Annotated in this window: 1 protein-coding gene; it reads left to right on the forward strand. The window is 74.3% G+C overall.

Annotated elements, in window-relative coordinates; all coding sequences use genetic code 11:
* Positions 1-404: 404 nt before the first annotated feature.
* On the forward strand, positions 405-3,238 hold a 2,834-nt coding region (locus ACIQOV_RS34135), incomplete at its 3' end, for a nitrate- and nitrite sensing domain-containing protein (protein WP_401054670.1).

Here is a 3,238-nt window from a genome sequence, read left to right on the forward strand (position 1 = left end):
GCCGCACGACGGGGCGTCACACAGTTTTCACACCCCGGCCACCCGCCGGCCGGGCGCCGCGCCGACACTGTGTCGAGCAGGCCCGGAACCACCCCCTCCGCATACGCACCGTCAACGGGCGAGTGACCCTGTGTTCACCGCGTGTGCAAGCACGGCCCAGGCAGCGAACGGTTTTTCACTCCAATCACACGGTATGACTAGTATCGCTTCGTCAAAAAACCGTGCCCGGACGGCCCGCCCCTCACCGGCCGGCCGCCAGTCCCAAGGAGTCAGCTCTGCGCGCGCGTGCGAATCGGCGGCCCCCGACGCCGAAGGGCCCCCGCAGGCGTCCACGCCTGTCCCTGCGGACGGCGCTGCTCGTCCTGGCCGTCGTCCCCAGCATCGCCCTGGCCGCCCTCTGGGCCGTGACCAGCGGTGAGACCATCGCCGACTTCCAGCGACTGGCCGACCAGGCCACCGTCGCGCAGAAGGCCGGCCAACCGTCCAACATCGTCTACTACAACCTCCAGGAGGAGCGCCGGCTCAGCGCCGAGGCGCTCGCCCGGCCCGGCTCCAACGCCGACCAGCTGCGCCGCCAGCGCCAGCTGACCGACGACGCGGTGCGGCAGTTCCAGACCCTCTCCGGGGCGACCGCCGACAACGCCCCCGCCGAGGTCCGCTCCGCCGTCGCCGAGGCCCGCCAGGCCATGGGCAAGCTGGCCGAACAGCGTGCCGCCGTCGACCGCGCCACCACCGACCAGCAGAGCGTCTTCGCCTACTACACCGACCTGATCAGCGTCGACCTGCGGCTGTTCACCACGCTCAGCCGGGTCGACACCGGCGAGGTCACCTGGCTCTCCAAGACCCTGGTCAACTCCTTCTGGGCCAAGGAGATGATCTCCCGCGAGGACGCCGTCCTGGCCCGCGGCTGGCCCACCGGGCGGCTGTCCGCCACCGACTACCAGCAGGTCCAGCAGCTGATCGGCGCGCAGGACCACCTGCTCAACGTCCAGGTCCTGCCGTACATCCCGGACGCCGAAGCACCGGCCTGGCGCGACCTGGTCAACAGCCCGTCCTGGCAGGCCAAGGCCGCCGTCGAGCAGGCCCTGCTCAAGCCCACCGCCGCCGACGCCGCCGGCACCGTCAGGCTCCCGGCCACCCAGGACCAGTGGCGCCAGGCCCTCGACGGGCTCAACCCGCCACTGGTCAAGGCCATCGAGGACCGCACCAACGGCATCATCGAGGTCGCCAAGAGCGCCATCATCGGCATGCTCACCCGGGTCGTGCTGACCACCGTCATCGGCCTGATCACGGTCGTCGCGGTCGTCATCGCCTCCTGGCGCCTGAGCCGCTCGCTGCGCCGCCGCATCAAGGACCTGCACACCCAGGCCGAGGAGATGCGGCGCACCCTGCCCGAGGTGGTCGAGCGCCTCGGCCGCGGCGAGCAGGTGGACGTCGAGGCCGAGACCCGCACCATCACGGCCGGCCCGCACGGCAACGGCACCGACGAGCTGGCCCGGCTCGGCCAGGCGCTCAACCTGGCCCGCTCCGCCGCCCTGGAGTCCGCCGTCGGCCAGGCCGAGCAGCACCGCGGCTTCGAGCGGCTGCTCCAGCGCATCGCCCGCCGCACCCAGCTGCTGATCGGCCGCCAGCTGCGCAAGCTGGACGAACTGGAGCGCAAGCACGACGACCCGGAGGTCCTGGAGGGCCTCTTCGACCTCGACCACCTCACCGCCCGCCTGCGCCGGTACGAGGAGAACCTCGTCATCATGGCCGGCGGCCAGCCGCAGCGGCGCTGGCGCAAGCCCGTCCCGCTGCTGGACGTGCTGCGCGCCGCGCAGGGCGAGGTGCAGGACTACCGCCGGATCTCGATCGACATCGAGGGCGACCCGTGGCTGTCCGAACGGGCCGTCGGCCCGGTGGCGCACGTGCTCGCCGAGCTGATGGAGAACGCCACCACCTTCTCCAAGCCGCCCACGCCGGTCGAGGTGCGCGCCGCCGTGGTCGGCCGTGGGCTCGCGATCGAGATCGAGGACCGGGGCCTGGGCATGGACCCGGAGCAGTACGACGCCGCCAACGAGCTGATGAGCCGCCCGCCGCGCACCGACGTGCTGGCCCGGGCCGACGACATCCGCCTCGGCTTCCACGTGGTCTCCCGGCTGGCCGCCCTGCACGGGCTGAGGATCGAGTTCCGCCCGTCCGCCTTCGGCGGCACCCGGGCGGTCGTGCTCGTCCCGGACGAGCTGGTCATCGAGGGCGACACCGGGCTGCCGGACGGCGCCGGCGGCACGGCCACCGAGCCCATCCCGCTGGTGCGCCGCTCGCGCCGGGCCGTGCGCTCGGCCTCCGACGAGACGCCCGCCCCGGTGCCGGCCGGTCCGCCGGTCGCGCCGGTGGACTCCTTCGGCCAGGACTCCTTCGGCCAGGGCGGCTTCGTCCCGCAGGCCGCTCCGGTGCCGCTGCCGCTGCCGCTCTCCTCGACGGGCGTCGGGGCGGACACCGGGGCGAGTGTCGATACGGGCGCGGAGACGACCGCCGGGACGACCGCCGGGGCCGAGCCGGAAGCCACCGTCCACGAGATCCCGCTGCCGGAGGCGCCGTTCCCGCAGGGACAGCCGTTCCCGCACGGGCAGCCGTTCCCGCAGGAGCAGCCGTTCCCGCAGGAGCAGCCCTACCAGCCCGAACAGCCCTTCCCGCAGGAGCAGCCCTACCAGCCGTACGGGTCCGGGCAGCCCTTCGAGTCCGGGCAGGCCTTCGGCTCCGAGCCGTCCCACTCCTCCGGGCCGTCGGTCCGGCCGGAGCAGCCGATCGAGCACAGCTCCCCGGCCGATCCGGCACCCGCCCTGGACGTCCCGGCCTACCCGGACATCGCCTACGCCAGGGTCACCGAGGCCGAGGCCCCGTACGCCGACGAGCAGTACCGCCCGGCCGACCACTACCGGCTGGCCGAGCGCCGGCAGCGCCGCGAGTACCGGACCTCGGTGCCGTTCAGCCCGGCCGAGGGCGACCAGGCCCCGCTGCCGCAGCGCGTCCGGCAGGCCAGCCTGGCGGCCGAGCTGCGGGTGCCCCCGCCGGAGCGGTCGCCGTGGGTCGAGCGGCCCGCCGCCGGGACCGCCGCCCCGCCCGCGGGCCTGGTCGAGCGCACCGACTGCCCGGTGCGGCGCTCGGGTGCGGCGATCGGCGCCTTCCAGCGCCAGTCCCGCGCCGCCCGGGCCCAGGACAGTGGCGAGCACCCGTTGCCCACCGCCCCGCCGGCCCC

This window comes from Kitasatospora sp. NPDC091257 (genome assembly GCF_044757675.1).
GTDB classification, from domain to species: domain Bacteria; phylum Actinomycetota; class Actinomycetes; order Streptomycetales; family Streptomycetaceae; genus Kitasatospora; species Kitasatospora lactacystinica.